Annotated in this window: 13 protein-coding genes and 1 pseudogene; 6 read left to right on the forward strand and 8 right to left on the reverse strand. The window is 71.0% G+C overall.

Features of this window, described 5'->3' with window-relative positions; all coding sequences use genetic code 11:
• The first annotated feature begins 266 nt into the window (after positions 1 to 266).
• Positions 267 to 2264 carry an MFS transporter gene (locus RCR19_RS25900; protein ID WP_331269557.1) on the forward strand — a complete coding sequence of 666 codons (1998 nt, stop codon included), beginning with the start codon at positions 267 to 269 and terminating at the stop codon, positions 2262 to 2264.
• Here the strand turns inward: RCR19_RS25900 and RCR19_RS25905 are convergent.
• Positions 2261 to 2752, reverse strand: a complete 492-nt coding sequence (locus RCR19_RS25905) for a GNAT family N-acetyltransferase (RefSeq protein ID WP_331267297.1) — start codon at positions 2750 to 2752, stop codon at positions 2261 to 2263. The two genes, RCR19_RS25900 and RCR19_RS25905, sit on opposite strands and share 4 nt — an antisense overlap.
• A 202-nt stretch (positions 2753 to 2954) precedes the next feature.
• On the opposite strand from RCR19_RS25905, the gene RCR19_RS25910 reads away from it, so the two are divergent.
• On the forward strand, positions 2955 to 3632 hold the full coding sequence (locus RCR19_RS25910) for a hypothetical protein (RefSeq protein WP_331267298.1): 678 nt from the start codon (positions 2955 to 2957) through the stop codon (positions 3630 to 3632).
• 5 nt (positions 3633 to 3637) lie between these two features.
• Entirely contained in the window at positions 3638 to 4300 is a 663-nt protein-coding gene (locus RCR19_RS25915) for a hypothetical protein (protein WP_331267299.1), read from the forward strand.
• A 70-nt stretch (positions 4301 to 4370) separates the two neighbouring features.
• Here the strand turns inward: RCR19_RS25915 and RCR19_RS25920 are convergent, their stop codons facing one another.
• Positions 4371 to 4790 (reverse strand): DUF1992 domain-containing protein, encoded by a 420-nt coding sequence (locus tag RCR19_RS25920; RefSeq protein ID WP_331267300.1) that lies wholly within the window; start codon positions 4788 to 4790, stop codon positions 4371 to 4373.
• A gap of 118 nt (positions 4791 to 4908) precedes the next feature.
• On the opposite strand from RCR19_RS25920, the gene RCR19_RS25925 reads away from it, so the two are divergent.
• Positions 4909 to 5304, forward strand: a complete 396-nt coding sequence (locus RCR19_RS25925) for a hypothetical protein (protein ID WP_331267301.1) — start codon at positions 4909 to 4911, stop codon at positions 5302 to 5304.
• Between the two features lie 15 nt (positions 5305 to 5319).
• On the opposite strand, the gene RCR19_RS25930 is transcribed toward RCR19_RS25925, so the two are convergent.
• Together RCR19_RS25930 and proP are read right to left on the reverse strand one after the other, a co-directional pair.
• Complete coding sequence (locus RCR19_RS25930) at positions 5320 to 5994, reverse strand: O-methyltransferase (RefSeq protein ID WP_331267302.1); 675 nt, start codon at positions 5992 to 5994, stop codon at positions 5320 to 5322.
• A 160-nt stretch (positions 5995 to 6154) separates the two neighbouring features.
• Positions 6155 to 7525 (reverse strand): glycine betaine/L-proline transporter ProP, encoded by a 1371-nt coding sequence (proP, locus tag RCR19_RS25935; protein WP_331269558.1) that lies wholly within the window; start codon positions 7523 to 7525, stop codon positions 6155 to 6157.
• Positions 7526 to 7936: 411 nt separating this feature from the next.
• Between proP and RCR19_RS25940 the strand changes: the two genes are divergently transcribed.
• A complete protein-coding gene (locus tag RCR19_RS25940) occupies positions 7937 to 9979 on the forward strand; it encodes a bifunctional glycosyltransferase 87/phosphatase PAP2 family protein (protein ID WP_331267303.1) in 2043 nt (680 codons plus the stop codon).
• On the opposite strand, the gene RCR19_RS25945 is transcribed toward RCR19_RS25940, so the two are convergent.
• Both RCR19_RS25945 and RCR19_RS25950 read right to left on the reverse strand, forming a co-directional pair.
• On the reverse strand, positions 9936 to 11564 hold the full coding sequence (locus RCR19_RS25945; protein WP_331267304.1) for a hypothetical protein: 1629 nt from the start codon (positions 11562 to 11564) through the stop codon (positions 9936 to 9938). The two genes, RCR19_RS25940 and RCR19_RS25945, sit on opposite strands and share 44 nt — an antisense overlap.
• 201 nt (positions 11565 to 11765) lie before the next feature.
• Positions 11766 to 13032 (reverse strand): annotated as a pseudogene (locus RCR19_RS25950) (cytochrome P450).
• A gap of 259 nt (positions 13033 to 13291) precedes the next feature.
• Between RCR19_RS25950 and RCR19_RS25955 the strand changes: the two are divergent.
• Positions 13292 to 14461: a steroid 3-ketoacyl-CoA thiolase gene (locus RCR19_RS25955; protein ID WP_331267305.1), complete on the forward strand. Its 1170-nt coding sequence runs from the start codon at positions 13292 to 13294 to the stop codon at positions 14459 to 14461.
• On the opposite strand, the gene RCR19_RS25960 is transcribed toward RCR19_RS25955, so the two are convergent.
• Together RCR19_RS25960 and RCR19_RS25965 are read right to left on the reverse strand one after the other, a co-directional pair.
• Positions 14445 to 14651 carry a DUF397 domain-containing protein gene (locus RCR19_RS25960; RefSeq protein ID WP_331267306.1) on the reverse strand — a complete coding sequence of 69 codons (207 nt, stop codon included), beginning with the start codon at positions 14649 to 14651 and terminating at the stop codon, positions 14445 to 14447. The two genes, RCR19_RS25955 and RCR19_RS25960, sit on opposite strands and share 17 nt — an antisense overlap.
• Positions 14611 to 15459: a helix-turn-helix transcriptional regulator gene (locus RCR19_RS25965; protein ID WP_331267307.1), complete on the reverse strand. Its 849-nt coding sequence runs from the start codon at positions 15457 to 15459 to the stop codon at positions 14611 to 14613. Before RCR19_RS25965 ends, RCR19_RS25960 begins: the two co-directional genes overlap by 41 nt.
• Positions 15460 to 15604: the final 145 nt, after the last annotated feature.

Below are 15604 nucleotides of genomic sequence, written 5' to 3' on the forward strand. Positions count from 1 at the left end.
GCCCCCGGAATCCGGGCTTCCCTCAGGCACTCAACAGGCCATAACGGGGCACACCAACCAGGATGGGAGTGCACGATCGGCGAGAACCCCGGGCCTGCGCGGACCGCGCGCCCGGGCCCGGGGTCCACGGAGGTCGTACGACGTCCCCGGGAGGCCTCATGACCGACGACACTCAGGGCAGGGCGGGAGAGGCAGCACAGACGGAGCCGGACGTCGCCGTCGGCGGCGGACCGCTCTCCGGGCGGCGCCGGGCCGTCGACGAGGGCATGGGCGGGAGCGTCCTCGTCTCCATCGGAGCGCTGCTGCTGGGGATGCTGCTCGCGGCTCTCGACCAGACGATCGTGTCGACCGCGCTGCCCACCATCGTCAGCGACCTCGGCGGTCTGGAGCACCTGTCCTGGGTGGTCACGGCGTATCTGCTGGCCTCGACCGCGGCGACGCCGCTGTGGGGCAAACTCGGTGACCAGTACGGGCGCAAGAAGCTGTTCCAGGCCGCGATCGTGATCTTCCTCATCGGGTCGGCGCTGTGCGGCATGTCCCAGAACATGCTCGAGCTCATCGCCTTCCGCGCGGTCCAGGGCCTGGGCGGCGGCGGGCTCATCGTGCTGTCGATGGCGATCGTCGGCGACATAGTCCCGCCCCGCGAGCGGGGCCGCTACCAGGGACTCTTCGGCGCCGTCTTCGGTGCCACCAGCGTGCTCGGGCCGCTCCTCGGCGGCCTGTTCACCCAGCATCTGAGCTGGCGCTGGGTGTTCTACGTCAACCTGCCCGTGGGCATCGTCGCCCTCGCCGTGATCGCGACCGTCCTGCGCATCCCGAGGAAGGCCGAGCGGCACGTCATCGACTACCTCGGCACCGTCCTCGTCGCCGCCGTCGCGACCTGTCTGGTCCTGGTGGCCTCGCTCGGCGGTACCACCTGGGGCTGGGGCTCGGCACAGACCGTCGGCCTGGCGGTCCTCGGTGTCGTCCTGCTGGCGGCCTTCGTCCTCGTCGAACGCCGGGCGGCCGAACCCGTCCTGCCGCTCAAACTCTTCCGCGTCCGCACCTTCACGCTCTCGGCTGTCATCAGCTTCATCGTCGGCTTCGCGATGTTCGGCGGGATGACGTACCTGCCGACGTTCCTGCAGATCGTCCACGGCATCACACCGACCCTGTCCGGTGTGCACATGCTGCCGATGGTGGCGGGCATGCTGCTGTCGTCCACCGGCTCCGGCCAGATCGTCAGCCGCACCGGCCGCTGGAAGGTGTTCCCGCTTGCGGGCACCGGCATCACCACGATCGGGCTGCTCCTGCTCCACCAGCTCGACGAGCGCAGCAGCACCACGGAGATGAGCGTCTACTTCTTCGTCTTCGGTCTCGGTCTCGGCCTGGTCATGCAGGTCCTGGTGCTCATCGTGCAGAACGCCGTCCCCTACAAGGACCTCGGTGTCGCCACCTCGGGCGCCACCTTCTTCCGCTCCATCGGCGCCTCGTTCGGTGTGGCCATCTTCGGCACGATCTTCGCGAGCCGGCTCGGCAGCAGCCTTCGCGAGGCGCTCGCGGGGCGTCCGCTGCCGAGCGGTGTCAGCGCGGACGCACTGACGGCCGATCCGCGCGGTATCGCGGGGCTGCCCCCCGCGGTACGGCCCGCGGTCCTGCACGCGTTCGCCGGCTCGATCACCGACGTCTTCCTGTACGCCGCGCCGGTCGCGCTCCTCGGGTTCGTCCTCGGGTGGTTCCTGCGCGAGGACAGGCTGCGCGGGTCGGTGACGGCTCCGGACGGTACGGAGACGCTGGCGAGCAACCCGGTCGAGCGCTCCTCGTACGACGAGGTGTGCCGGGCGCTGTCCCTGCTCGGCTCCCGTGAGGGGCGGCGGAGCGTCTACGACAAGATCACCCGGCGGGCCGGGTACGACCTGCTGCCCGGGGCGAGCTGGCTGCTGCTGCGGATCAAGAAGTACGGCTGGGCCGAGCCGGGGGTGCTCGCCGAACGCAGCACCGTCCCGCTCACCGTCATCCTCGCCTCCGCACGGCAGCTGGAGGAGCGGCGCCTGGCCCGGCGCGAGGGGCTCGACCTCATGCTGACCGAGGAGGGCCGTGAGGTCGCCGAGCGGCTGGCCCGGGCACGCGAGGAGTCGCTGGCCGAACTGCTCGGCGACTGGTGGGGCCCGGACCGCCCGACGGACCTGCTCAGGCTGGTCCGGGAACTGAACGCGGAGCTGTGCGGCTGCGACGCGGAACGCCCTGACGAGCGGTCGCCCACGCGGCAGCCCGGCACCCTCTAGGACAGCTGCTTGGCGAACCAGCGCTCCGCGTAGGCACGGTCGTTGTGCGGCGGGGTCTCCAGGTATCCGAGCCGGGCGTACAGGGCGCGGGCCTCGACCAGGTCGTGGCGGGTGTCGAGGACGATGCGCCGCGCCCCGAGTGTGCGGGCTGCTTCCTCGGCGGCGGCCACGAGGAGCGGGGCGCCGCCCCGGCCGCGCATCCCACGGTGGACGAAGACCCGCTTGAGCTCGGCGGTGGCGCCGTCCATCAGCCGCACGCCCGCCGTCCCCGCCGGTTCGCCTTCGTACCTGGCGACCAGGAGCCTTCCGCTCGGTGGAACCAGATCGCTGCCGGAGTCGGCGGCGATCTCCCGCTCCAGCTCGTCGGGGTCGGTCGAGCGCCCCTCGTACAGCTGGTACCAGCGATCGCTGACCTCGGTGTAGTACGCCCGCCACAACGCGGCGGCCGCGGGCGAGTCGGGGCGCTCGGGGGTGATGGTCCACGTCATGCCCGCCATTGTGGGGAGCGGACGGGCGGGGGCCGCAACCGAATATGCGCCCCGCGGCCCCCGCGATGACCGGACGGACACGACACCCCGGCACAGCCCGGCGGGCAGGGTGTCTGCGGCCGTTCACCGGTCGTTTGGGGGCGGCCGTCCGGGCAACCCGGGCGAAAGACGGCCCGCTGGGCCGACAGACCGGAAGGCATCCATGTCCACAGGCGTGATCATCGTTCTGATCGTGATCGTGATAGCGGCGGCCGTCCTCGCGGGCGCCGCCGCCCTGTCCCCGCGTGCCCGCAGCGCGCTCGGCGGGGGAAGTCTGCAACACCGCTTCGGGCCCGAGTACGAGCGAACCGTGGCGCGGCACGACGGCGACACGAAGGCGGCCGAGCGTGAACTCACCGAGCGGCTGAAGCGTTACGGCTCGCTGCGCGACCAGCCTCTGGAGCCGTCCGAGCGCGAGCGCTACACCGCGCTCTGGACGGCCGCGCAGGAGCGGTTCGTTGACTCTCCGGGGGAGGCGGTGGCCGAGGCGGACCGGCTGCTCGCCGAGGTGGCGGGCGCCCGGGGCTACCCCGGCGGCGACCGTCGCGACGAACAGTTCGACGCGTTGTCCGTGCACCACGCCCCGCATGTCCAGGGCTACCGCCGGCTGCACCGCGCCGCTCCGGCCCCCGGCACCGGCTCCCAGGGCGGTGCCGGCACGGAGGAGCTGCGCGAGACGCTGCTGGAGGCGCGTGCCCTCTTCGAGGAGCTCACGGCGCCGGCGCGTCGGCAGCCGGCCAGCGCTCCGGCGGAGAAGGCTCCCGAGCCGGCCTCGGCCCGTACCGAGGGGCGGTCCCACCACCCGTGGAGGTTCCACCGGCAGCACGCGAAGGGGAGTTGAGGGCGATGACCGAGGTGACACCGAGTGAGGGCGCCGACCGCCGCGAGGCGGCGGGGGCGCGGCAGGAGCGGGTCGTCCGTCCGGAGGGGTCCGAGACGGGGCGGGAGCAGGTCGTCCGTCCGGAGAGGCCCGAGACGGGGCGGGAGCGGGTCGTCCGTCGGGAGGGGTCCGAGACGGGGCGGGAGCAGGTCGTCCGTCGGGAAGGGTCCGAGACGGGGCGGGAGCAGGTCGTCCGTCGGGAAGGGCTCGAGACGCGACGGGAGGCCGGTCGTACGGAGAGGCCCGACCCGCGGTCCGGACCTGGCGGGCGCGGGGAGGCGGCCGTGGCGCCGCGGCCCGGGGTGCGCGCGGCCGGGGAACCGGGGACGCGCGGTGACCTGCGTGAGGCCCCGCTGCTGCCCCGGGACGCGAGCGACGAGCTGGGGATGCGCCTGCAGCACGCGGTCGGCGGGTTCGTCGACAATCCGAGGGAAGCCGTCGAGGAGGCCGACCATGTGATGGAGGAGGCCGCCGCACGGCTCGCGGAGGCCCTGGCCTCGCGCCGGCGGACCCTGAAGGCCTCCTGGCAGGACACCGGCGACGGCCCCCACGCCACCGCCGACACGGAACAGCTGCGACTGGCCCTGCGTGACTACCGGGCCACGGCCGAGCGGCTGCTGCGCATGTGAGTCGTGCGACACCCGGCGGGGCCGCGTCCCGGACGATGTCCACGGGACGCGGCCCCGCCCGTGGTCGCGCTCAGTCCGCCCGCGGATGCCCGGCCCGGCGCTCGTGCCAGTCCCGGACGATCTCCTCGACGTCGTACGGCTTGAGGCCCAGCGGCGGCCCCGGCGGCGGCTTGAACATCATGTCGCGGATCTTCACGTTCAGGTCCTCGACCAGTCGGCGCACCATCCGCTCGGACGGCGCCTTGGCGGCCGCCGCCAGCGTGTCCTCCGCCTCCTTGCGCAGGGCCAGCGTCGGCGGCAGGACCGCGAGCCCTTCGCGGGCCATCTTGCGCTTGATCCACCACAGTTCGTCGTACACGGTCTCGGTGACGGCGGGTGCCGGTTCGCCCGCCCCGGGGAGGTGCGCGAACTCTCCCCGCGCCTCGGCGTCGCGAATCTGTTTGTCGACGAAGGACTCGAAGCCGACACCAGGCGGCTTGCGCTCGGTCATGGGTTCATTGTGCCGGACGTCACGCGGAGGGTCGATCGGGCGAATTATCATTCCGCAGCGGTAGGCCAACCGGGCTCGCCCGCAGAACACTTGACCGCCGCACTCAGGAGGAGCGCACGTGCTCGAACTCACCATGGCCTCGGTCTCCGGGGCGGACGCCGGGGCGACGGCCGGAATGCTGATGGCCGACGCGCCCAGCGACCCGGGCACCGTGCTGCGGGTGGGCCGCGACAAGTCCGTGTGCCGGCTGGCGACCCCGGACGACTGGCTGTTCGTCTCGCGGGTGCACCTGGAGTTCCTGTGCGGGCCGGACGGCGTGTGGCAGGTCACCTGGCTGCGCGGCTCGAACACCGAGCCCTCCTCCGAGGTGGCGCTGACCCTGCCCGGGCTCCCGGTGCAGCCCCTGCCCTACGGCGGCACGGCCAGGCTCCCGCAAGGCGGCTCGGGAGAACTGGTCATCCAGGACCGCACCGCCCCCCGCAGCGTCAACGTGGGCTTCTACCACGAGGTCTGAGCGGCGGGCACGCCGTCAGCCCGTCACCCGTGCCAGCGCGAATCCGTCGTGTCCCTTGCTGCCCACCGTCTGTACCGCGGTACCGCTCAGCCTGGGGTGCGAGGCCATCAGCTCCAGCGCGGCCCTGGTGCCCAGCACGCTGGGGTCCTCGCTGTCCGCCTCGGTGACGCGCCCGCCGCGCACCACGTTGTCGAGCACGATCAGGCTGCCGGGGCGGGTCAGCTCGAGGGCCCACTTCACGTAGTGCGCGTTGTTGACCTTGTCCGCGTCGATGAACACCAGGTCGAAGGGGGGAGGGTGCTCCTCGGCAAGCTTCGGCAGCGACTCCAGCGCCGGGCCGACGCGCACCTCGGCGATCGAGTCGAGACCGGCCCGGGCGAGATTGCGGCGGGCGACCTCCGCGTGGGTGGCGTCGTACTCCAGGGTGACGAGACGGCCGTCCGCGGGCAGGGCGCGGCCCAGCCAGATGGTGCTGTAGCCGCCGAGCGTCCCGATCTCCAGGACGCGGCGCGCTCCCTGGATCAGGGCCAGCAGCTGGAGCAGCTTGCCTTGGTTCGGCGCGACGTTGATGGGTGGGAGTCCGGCCGCCTCGCTGTCCCGTAGGGCCGCTGCGAGCACCTCGTCGGTGGGGGAGAGGAGGGTGGTGAAGTACGCGTCGACGTCGTCCCAGAGCTCTTGCGCTGTGGTCATGCACCAAGCCTTTCCTGTATCTAGTTAGATGAGCTAACTAGTCTTGCTAAGGAATATAGCCGGAGCGGAGGACCGTGTCAGCGAATGGGCGGTGGTGAGGCGCGATATCAGCCGTTCGAGGGAGCCGGTCCCGGATCGAGCGCCGTCCCCCGTCCGCGTGTCAGTTGCGTGCGGGCTCGACCGACGGCGCGGAACCCGGCAGCGGGCGTCCCGCCGACTCCGCCATGAACCACACCGCGGCGCCACCGATCACGGCCGCCGCCATCATGTAGTAGGCGGGCATCATCATGTTCCCGGTCGCCCCGATCAGCGCCGTGACCACCAGCGGTGTGGTGCCGCCGAACAGCGACACGGAGACGTTGAATCCGATCGACAGCGAGCCGTAGCGGACCCGGGTCGGGAAGAGGGCGGGCAGCGCGGCCGGCATCGCCGCGGTGAAGCAGACCAGCAGCAGTCCCAGCGCGCCCATGCCGAGCGCCACCGCGAGCAGTCCGCCCTGGCGGATCAGCAGCACCGCCGGAACCGACAGGAACAGGAAACCGGCACAGCCTGCCGCGATCAGCGGGCGGCGGCCGATCCGGTCGGTGAGGGCGCCCGCGAACGGCTGCACGACCATCATCAGCGCCATCACGCCGAGCACCACCAGCAGGCCGTGGGTCTCGTCGTACTTCAGCTCGCTGGTCAGATAGCTCGGCATGTACGACAGCAGCATGTAGTCGGTGACGTTGAAGACGAGCACCAGGCCCATGCACAGCAGCAGGGCCTTCCACTGGCCGCTGATCATCTCGCGCAGCGGCACCCTGGGGCGGGCGGCCTCCGCCTTCTCCACCTCCGCGGCGAACGCCGGTGTCTCCTCCAGGCGCATCCGCAGATACAGGCCGATGATGCCCATCGGACCCGCGATCAGGAACGGGATCCGCCAGCCCCACGCCATCAGGTCGTCGGAGGACAGCAGCGCGGTCAGCAGGGTGACCAGGCCCGCACCGCCGATGTAGCCGGCGAGGGTGCCGAACTCCAGCCAGCTGCCGAAGAACCCACGCCTCTTGTCCGGGGCGTACTCCGCGATGAACGTGGACGCGCCCGCGTACTCGCCGCCGGTCGAGAAGCCCTGCACCAGGCGGGCGGCGAGCAGCAGTACCGGTGCGCCGACGCCGATCGTCGCGTACGACGGAATCAGGCCGATCGCGAACGTGCCCGCGGCCATCATGATCATGGTCAGCGCGAGCACCTTCTGTCGCCCGACGCGGTCGCCGAGCGGTCCGAAGACGGTGCCGCCGAGCGGGCGGACCAGGAAGGCCGCGGCGAAGGCGCCGAAGGTGGACAGCAGCTGTGCGGTGGGGCTGCCGGACGGGAAGAAGACCTTGCCCAGCGTCACGGCGATGTAGCTGTAGACGCCGAAGTCGAACCACTCCATCGCGTTGCCGAGGGCTGCGGCCTTCACGGCGCGCCTGACCAGCGCCGGGTCGGTGACGGTGGCGTCCGCGCGGGCGGGTGCCCCGGATACGGCGTGGGTCTGGGGTGGAGCGACGATCGACAAGATTCCGCTCGCCTGCCTTTCGACGGGGACAAGGACGGGGCCCGCCGTCGGGCGGCGGGCCGATGGGCCGCCCCGGAGGGTGGCCGAAAGGCGACCATAGGTGCAGTTACCGCTCTCACGGACCGTGAGTGAATCGATGCATTCTGCACCTAAATGTGGCCCGAGCAGGGGCGATGGGTGGACCGGAGTGCGGCGCCCGTCGTCCGGTTTGTGATCCTTCTCGCGCAGCGGGGGTGGAACCGGAACGGCCCGCGGCTATCGTCGTCCGGACAAAAGGTGGGCGGACCTCAGGTGAAGAGGGGGTTGCCTGCGTCTCACCGTGGGGGGCCGGGAACCTCATAGGGTTCGGACACGGGGCAACACACGGGACGCACGGGACGAACGGGGCGGGAGGGCCGACGGGGCGTGGCGAACGTGGAGCACGGCGGGCAGATGAGCGGTGCCTTCGGGGCGGGGACCACACACGAGGCGAAGGCACGACTGAAGGTGGCCCGCGTCGGGCTCTGGACGGTCGCCGCCGTCCTGGCGGTACGCCAGGTCGCCGTCGTCCTCGGCACACCCCGGGGGGAGCGGCTGACGGACCTCGAGACCTGGGTCGGGACCAACGGCGTCCTGCACGTGAACGGGTCGCTGTACGACTCGACGCGGTTCACCGGCACCCCGTTCGCCGGACTCGTCCTCAAGCCGCTCACCCGCGCGGCACAACAGGCCCTCGGCTGGAGCTGGACCTTCGGCACGCTGCTGCTGGTCGTCGCCCTCGGCCTGATCGCCGCCCGCGCCCTGCCCAAGCCGGTGACCCGGCGCAGTTCGCTGCTGGCGGCGCCCGTCGCGATCAGCCTGCTGATGCTGTCGCTGCCGGTGCGCAACACCCTGTATCTCGGCCAGACCAGCATCATCCCGGTGCTGCTTGTCCTGCTCGGCTGCTTCGCCGTGCGCGGGGAACGCACCAGCGGAGCACTGATCGGCCTGGGCGCCGCGCTTCAGCCGACCCTGCTGCTGTTCGCGCCCCTGCTGTGGTTCACCGGCCGCCGCCGTGCCGCGGTCTCCACGGCCGGCACCTTCGCCGTGTGCACCGCGCTCGCCTGGGCCGCGATGCCGCACGACTCGTACACCTACTGGGTGCACCACCTGGCCGGCACCGGGCTCGGGGGCAAGGCCGACGACCACGCGAACCAGTCCCTGCACGGCGCCCTGCTCAGGCTGGGACTGTCCGGGCCGCTGGAGATCGGACTGTTCTTCGTGCTGGGCACCGCCGTCGCGGTCCTCGGGCTGCGCCGAGCGATCCGGTACGCGCACGACGGCCAACTCCTGCTCGCCGTTGCGGTCACGGGGTGCGTCGCCGTCGCCGTCTCGCCGACGAGCTGGCAGCACCAGCTGCTGTGGGTGCTGCTCGCGGTGGTCGGCCGGGTCGGCAGAAGGGCCTCGGACCGGTATGTGTGGCCGGTCGCCGTCGTCCTGCTGATGACGCTGCCCGCGAGGATGATGCTGCCCAACATGGGGGCGCTCGAGCCGCTCCGCGACAACCTGGTGCTCCTGGCCGCCCTCGGCGCCGCCATCTGCGTGCCGTTCCTGTCCCGCACCTCCCCCTACTACCGGGCCCCGATTCCCACCGAGTACGCACGGCCGGTGCCCACCCGATGGAAGCACGTCCCGCTCCTGCCGTTCCTGCGCAGGGTCCTCACCCGCCCGAACCTGCTGCTCGAACTGCTGCTCATCCGGGTCACCTACGCCGCCTACGCCCAGGTCCGGCTCGCCGCGACCGGCGACAGCAGCACGGCGGGCCGGGTCAGCGCCGAGCACCACGGCGACCAGATCCTCGCGGTCGAGCGCCTTCTCCACATCGACGTCGAGCGCTGGGTCAACCACGCCGTCGCCGGGGTCGGCTGGCTGCGGGGCTTCTTCGACTTCTACTACGAGTCCTTCCACTTCGTGTTCCCGCTGGCCGTCCTGGGCGTGCTCTACTGGCGCCGCCCGGTCGACTACCGCTGGGCGCGCTCGGTGCTCGGCTTCACCACCTTCGCGGCGCTGATCGGCTTCTGGCTCTACCCGCTGGCTCCGCCGCGCCTGATGCCGCATCTCGGGATCATCGACACCGTGCACGGGGTGCAGGACTTCTCCAAGCCGGACTACGGCACGCTCACCGCGCTCACCAACCAGTACGCGGCGATGCCGTCCCTGCACTTCGGCTGGTCCCTGTGGTGCGGTCTCACCATCGCGATCCTCGCGCCCAAGTGGTGGATGAAGGTGCTCGGCCTGCTCCATCCCCTCTTCACGGTCTCGGCGATCGTGGCGACGGGCAACCACTGGGTGCTGGACGCGGCCGGCGGAGCCGCCGTCGTCGGCGTCGGCTTCGGGCTGGCCCAGCTGTTCCAGGGACCGCGGGCCCGGGTGACCGCGGCCGCGGTCAGCAGTGCCCCGGCGCCGGAGGCGGCCCGTACTCCGAGCTGATCCGGTACGTGCCAGGCGCGCTGACCGTCAGCCGGGTGAACTCGCCCTGCGGGCCCAGGCAGCCGCCGTCGGTGTGCAGCCACGGCGAGTGGGCGACCCGCACCGTCACCGAGCCGGGGCGCGGGACGCGTACGTCCACCTCGGCGCTCGTCGTGCGCACCACGGTGGCGGGTGCCGAGACGAGCGGCACGGCGTCACGCACCCGGTACACCCGCCAGTGCGCGTCCTGCCACACCGGTTCGAGCCAGCCCGGCCGGTGCTCCCGGACCAGCCGTGCCTCCTGCTCGGCGTACCCGTCGGGCTTGCCCAGCGGCAGGACGACCAGGCCGACCGCCCAGTGGTCGAGCCAGCGGCGGTAGGCCGCCGCCGAGAACGTGCCGTCGTAGAAGAGACGGCCCCGCTCCATGTCGAGCTGGCGGTTCCAGCCGCGGGCCAGGTTCATGTGCGGGGCGAGCGCGGTCGCCTCCCGGTGGTTGCGCGCGGGGACGACCTCGACGCGGGTACGGTCGGCGCCGAGCCCCCGCAACGCCCGGAGAACCCCGCCGGTGTCGGCGGCCCAGGCCGGCACCGCGGTGGAGACCCGGAGGTCGTCGACGGTCTTGCGACCCACCCACACGACGGAGAAGACGAGCGCGACGATCAGCAGATTGCGCCGCAGCACGCGCAGCCGGGGCTGCCCGAGCAGCGCCGCGAGCAGCACCGCGGGCGCGAACAGCTCGGCGAAACGCTCGACGTTCGTGCCGACGGGCGAGGGGATCAGATACGCGAGGACTGTCCCGGCCGCGTACACCACCCCGCTCCACCGTGCGACCCGCCAGTGCGGTGGGGCCAGGAGCGTGACGGCCAGTCCCAGCACCACGGGTTGCCAGATGCGGTCGGCCGGCATCAACTGCTCGCCGGTGAAAGGGAACAGCACCGTGGTGGTGGCGACCATCGCGAACGGCGGCAGCAGCAGGACGAGGGCCCGTCGCCGGTCCCGTACGAGCAGGAAGCCGGCCCCCACCACGGCCAGGAACAGCCCGGCCACCGGGCTGGCCATGGTCGCGAGGGTCGCGTACGCGGCCGCCGGCAGCGGTCGCCGCTCCCTCCCCACCAGCAGCACACAGCCCGCGAGGGCGAACGCCATGCCCAGCGCGAAGGTCGTGCGCCCGGAGGCCACGTTGCACCACAGTGCCAGTGAGGCCAGCAGCGCGGGGCCGAGCGGGTGCGGGACCCCGGCACGCGCGATCAGCACGGCGGCCAGCCAGGCGGCGGTGACACCGGAGACCACGGTGACCGTGCGCACGCCGAGCGCGGCCATCAGATACGGGGAGAGCAGGCTGTAGTTGGCGGTGTGCATGCCGCCGTACCAGAAGAGGCCGTACGCCGATCCGCCGTTGCGGGCCGTGAATTGGGCCCACGCCTCCTGGGCGGCGAGATCACCTCCGCCCGTGGCGAGGAGGAACCACCACACGGCGTACAGCGGCAGTGTGGGGAGCGTGGCGAGAAGAGGGACCCGATGGCGGTCCCGGAACGCCCGGAGAGGACGGTGCCGTACAGCGGCCGGGTGCTCGGGCCGGGTGAGGGCGAGGTCGGCAGGGACCACAGGTACGCGCTTCCGTTCGACGTCTTCGGCGGTGTGGGACGACTGTGCCCCCTGGTAGACGTGAAACGGAAGAAGGACGTTCACCCGGCCGCGGGACGCGTCGGCGGAATTCTCGGGGGAGGCAGGGGCGGGGCGCGGGGGGATGCCCCTGCCTCCCTCGGGACGGGCCGGCGGCGCCGGGAGGCCGACGGCCCGCGTCGGTCACTCCGCGCTGACCTGGAGTTCCTTCACGCCGTTGATCCAGGCCGAGCGAAGCCGGCGCGGGTCGTCGACCAGCCGCAGGTTCGGCATGGCATCGGCGATCGCATGGAAGATGAGATCGATCTCCAGCACCGCCAGGGACTTGCCGAGGCAGTAGTGCGGGCCGCCGCCACCGAAGCCGAGGTGTGGATTGGGGTCGCGGGTGACGTCGAAGACCTCCGGGCGTTCGAAGGCCTCGGGGTCGTTGTTCGCGGACGAGTAGAAGAGGCCGACCCGCTGCCCCTTGGTGATCCGCCTGCCGCCGAGTTCGGTGTCCTGGGTGGCCGTGCGCTGGAAGGCGACCACCGGCGTCGCCCAGCGGACGATCTCCTCCGCAGCCGTGGACGGTCGCTGCCGCTTGTAGAGGTCCCACTGGTCGGGGTGGGTGAGGAAGGCGTGCATGCCGTGCGTGATGGCGTTGCGCGTCGTCTCGTTGCCCGCGACGGACAGCATCAGCACGAAGAACCCGAACTCGTCGTAGGACAGGTTGCCTTCGCCTTCGGCGGCCACCAGCGTGGTGACGATGTCCTTGGCCGGGCACTGCTTGCGGTCGGCGGCCATGTTCATCGCGTAGGTGATGATCTCGGTGGCCGCCTCGGCGCCGACCTCCTCGGTGATGGCGTACTCCGAGTCGTCGTACGCGATCATCTTGTTGGACCAGTCGAAGATCTTGGCTCGGTCGTCCTGCGGGACGCCGATCAGCTCGGCGATGGCCTGGAGGGGCAGTTCGCACGCGATCTCGGTGACGAAGTCGAACGGGCCCCGCCGATCGAGGGCGCTCTGGACGATGGCGTGCGCACGGGCGCGCAGCCGCTCCTCCAGGGCACGGATGGCGCGCGGGGTGAAGCCGCGCTGGACGATCTGACGGACCCGGGTGTGCTCCGGCGGGTCCATGTTGAGCATGATCAGCCGCTGGGCGTCGATCGCGTCGCGCTCGATGTGCTGGTTGAACCGGATGATCGCGGTGTTCAGCGACGAGGAGAAGATCTCCGGATGCGTGGACACGTACTTGACGTCCGCGTGCCGGGTGACGGCCCAGTACCCCTCGTCCTGGAAGCCGGCCACGTTGCCCGCCTGGGGTATCCAGGCCGGCCACGTTGCCCGCCTGGGGTATCCAGCGCACCGGCTCGGCCAGGCGCAGTTCGGCGAACTCCGATAGTGGGACGTGATGGTGCAGTACGTCGGGGTCGGTGAAGTCGAACCCGTCGGGCAGCGCGGGACAGGGCATGGCGACCCCCAGTATTCTGACGGTCCATCAGGAATGGCGGTGAAGGTAGTAACGGGTTCTACAAGTCGCAAGAGGCGCGGCCACTCCAATTGCGTGCGGGATTCGTGCAGATCGCGACTTCGGAGGCTGCAAGACCCTTGCCACTGTGGTCCCGCTGTCAGCAGACTGCATGCAGAACTAGAACGCGTACTAGTTCTGCGTGGCGGGTGGGCCGGGACGCCCGCGCCGCGCGGGTGACCGAGGAGAGGACGAGCCCCCCATGGCCGCGGAACCCGTGATCGTCGAAGCCGTACGCACCCCCATCGGCAGGCGCGGCGGCGCGCTCGCCCAGCTGCACCCCGCCTACCTTCTGGGCGAGACCTATCGCGAACTCCTCGGCCGCACCGGCATCCACGCCGACTGCGTCGAGCAGATCGTGGGCGGCACGGTGACGCACGCGGGCGAGCAGTCGATGAACCCCGCGCGTACGGCGTGGCTGACGATGGGCCTGCCGTACGAGACCGCCGCCACGACCGTGGACTGCCAGTGCGGCTCTTCGCAGCAGGCCTCGCACATGGTGGCCAACATGGTGGCGGCGGGCGTCATCGACGTCGGGATCAGCTGCGGTGTGGAGGCCATGTCGCGGGTGCCGCTCGGCTCGGGTTCCAAGCACGGTCCCGGCAAGCCCTTCCCCGACGAGTGGAACGTGGACCTGCCGAACCAGTTCGAGGCGGCGGAGCGCATCGCCAGACACCGGGGGCTGACCCGCGAGAACGTCGACTCGCTCGGACTCATCTCGCAGGAGCGGGCCGCGATCGCCTGGTCCGAGGAGCGGTTCAAGCGCGAGACGTTCGCCGTGCAGGTCCCGACCACGGAGGAGGAGCAGCGGGCCGGTCAGGGCATGTGGCGGCTGGTCGACCGGGACGAGGGGCTGCGGGACACGTCCATGGAGGCGCTGGCGGGGCTCAAGCCGATCATGCCGACGGCGGTGCACACGGCCGGCAACTCGTCGCACATCTCCGACGGTGCGGCGGCGATCATGTGGGTGTCCAAACGGACGGCGCGGGCGCTGAAGCTGCGGCCGAGGGCGCGCATCGTGGCCCAGGCGCTGGTGGGTTCCGACCCGCACTTCCATCTCGACGGCCCGATCGACGCCACGAAGGCCGTATTGGGCAAGGCCGGGATGTCCCTGAAGGACGTCGACCTGGTCGAGATCAACGAGGCGTTCGCATCGGTGGTACTGAGCTGGGCCCAGGTCTTCGGGCAGGATCTGGAGAAGGTGAACGTGAACGGCGGCGCGATCGCGCTGGGGCACCCGGTGGGTGCGACCGGGGCACGGCTGATCACCACGGCACTGCACGAACTGGAGCGCACCGACAAGGAGTTCGCGCTCATCACCATGTGCGCGGGTGGCGGACTGGCCACCGGCACGATCATTCAGCGGTTGTAGACGCCCAGGAGACGAACGCCGCGTAGGCGGCGGGCCCGAGGGTGAGCACCGGCCCGGCGGGGGTCTTGGAGTCGCGTACGGCCACGGCGGCGTCCGGGAGTTCGGCGAATTCGAGGCATTCGCCACCCTGGTCGCTGCTGTAGCTGGACTTACGCCACCGCGTCGCGGCCGGGATCGAGTTGTCCTCCATACCGTTCCTCCATCACGCGCCGGATCAGTTCCGCCGAGTCCCGGAGGGACAGCGCGGCGGCCTGTAGATGATCGTAACGGAGCGAGCAGTTCTTGATGGTGTCCGGATCAGCGGTCGGATGCCCGCTGCCGTAGCCCTCGGTATAAACGATGTCCGGATCGCTCGCGAAGCGGAAGATCGTGAACGAGCCTGTTAGTCCCGCGTGGGCTCCAGCCGAGAACGGCAATACTTGGACGTTGACCGCGGGTGTGGTTTCGAAGGACAACAGATGGGCCAGTTGTCCTCGCATGGTTTCCGGGCCGCCGATCTCTTGGAACAGTGAGGCTTCTCCAAGGACCATCCACAGCACAGGCGGCTCCTCCTTGTCGAGGATGCGCTGCCTGGCCAGGCGTACTGCGGTGCGGTCGTCGAGGCGGGTTCGATCCAGTGCACCGAGGGTGGCCCGTGCGTACGCCTCCGTCTGAAGGAGGCCGTGGATCATGCCCATCTGAAACGTGCAGACCTCCGTGGCCCGCGCCTCCAACTCCGCCACGTGTTGGAACCACGCCGGAAGCTGGCTGCGCATGACCAGTGCGACGAGCCGCGAGAGCAACCCACCCGTCCCCAGTGCCGCGTCCACCCGCTCGCTGAACTCGGGTGTGGGCAGCTTCCGTGCCGTCTCGATCTGCCCGACCAGCGAACCCGTGTAGTTGACGATGTCCCCGAGCTGTTTCTGCGTCAGTCCCGCCGCCTCCCGATGACGGCGCAGCTCGAAGCCGTAGTAGTCGAGTGGGGAGGCACCCGGGTCGAGGACGTTGACGTGGGTCATGCACGGCCCCCTCTTGCGCAACCGGGCCCACCGCCGGGCCGGTTGTATTCGATCCGTAGCCGAGCGTAGTCGTGCGAGGTCAGCCTTGTACGGTGAACGACTACATTCCCCCGCCCCTCCTGGTCGCCCGTGCGAACCAGTACCG

This window comes from Streptomyces sp. WAC07094, assembly GCF_036320405.1.
GTDB classification, from domain to species: Bacteria; Actinomycetota; Actinomycetes; order Streptomycetales; family Streptomycetaceae; genus Streptomyces; species Streptomyces lannensis.

Excerpts from the sequence above, each read along its gene's own strand:
- RCR19_RS25920 (WP_331267300.1), bottom strand. The coding sequence starts at position 4,790 with ATGACCGAGCGCAAGCCGCCTGGTGTCGGCTTCGAGTCCTTCGTCGAC.
- RCR19_RS25965 (WP_331267307.1), bottom strand. The coding sequence starts at position 15,459 with ATGACCCACGTCAACGTCCTCGACCCGGGTGCCTCCCCACTCGACTAC.
- RCR19_RS25960 (WP_331267306.1), bottom strand. The coding sequence starts at position 14,651 with ATGGAGGACAACTCGATCCCGGCCGCGACGCGGTGGCGTAAGTCCAGC.
- RCR19_RS25910 (WP_331267298.1), top strand. The coding sequence starts at position 2,955 with ATGTCCACAGGCGTGATCATCGTTCTGATCGTGATCGTGATAGCGGCG.
- RCR19_RS25930 (WP_331267302.1), bottom strand. The coding sequence starts at position 5,994 with ATGACCACAGCGCAAGAGCTCTGGGACGACGTCGACGCGTACTTCACC.
- RCR19_RS25955 (WP_331267305.1), top strand. The coding sequence starts at position 13,292 with ATGGCCGCGGAACCCGTGATCGTCGAAGCCGTACGCACCCCCATCGGC.
- RCR19_RS25915 (WP_331267299.1), top strand. The coding sequence starts at position 3,638 with ATGACCGAGGTGACACCGAGTGAGGGCGCCGACCGCCGCGAGGCGGCG.
- RCR19_RS25900 (WP_331269557.1), top strand. The coding sequence starts at position 267 with ATGGGCGGGAGCGTCCTCGTCTCCATCGGAGCGCTGCTGCTGGGGATG.
- RCR19_RS25905 (WP_331267297.1), bottom strand. The coding sequence starts at position 2,752 with ATGACGTGGACCATCACCCCCGAGCGCCCCGACTCGCCCGCGGCCGCC.